The following is a 304-nucleotide window of genomic DNA, read 5'->3' as shown; positions in this document are numbered from 1 at the left end:
CGATTGGGATAGAGTTATGGCTGTAAATGTCAAAGGCATGTGGCTGTGTGCGCGCGAGGTCTTCCCGGACATGCGTTCACAGGGCTGGGGCCGTATCATAAATATAGCCTCTGACACCTACTTTTCTGACCTACTGGGTGTTTACCTCCTGTGATCGTTTCATGTTGAGTCGGATGATTGGTTTAGAGGCTGTAGGGCAGAAGCAAAAAAACACAGTAATTTTAAAGAGGGAAGCCTTAAATTTTAGGAAAAGCTGCAATTTCGAGTGTCATCACGGCACAGCAAGAAAGCAGGCCGTTGCTCT

At 47.0% G+C, this 304-nt stretch carries 1 protein-coding gene; it reads left to right on the top strand.

The genetic code is table 11. The features are described 5' to 3' along the window. Positions 1 to 154: SDR family NAD(P)-dependent oxidoreductase (locus tag EZM41_RS14725; protein ID WP_198470799.1), on the top strand; the 154-nt coding region annotated here is incomplete at its 5' end. Positions 155 to 304 lie beyond the last annotated feature (150 nt).

Source organism: Acetomicrobium sp. S15 = DSM 107314, assembly GCF_016125955.1.
GTDB lineage: Bacteria > Synergistota > Synergistia > Synergistales > Thermosynergistaceae > Thermosynergistes > Thermosynergistes pyruvativorans.
This window is presented reverse-complemented; position numbering and strand designations above follow the sequence as displayed.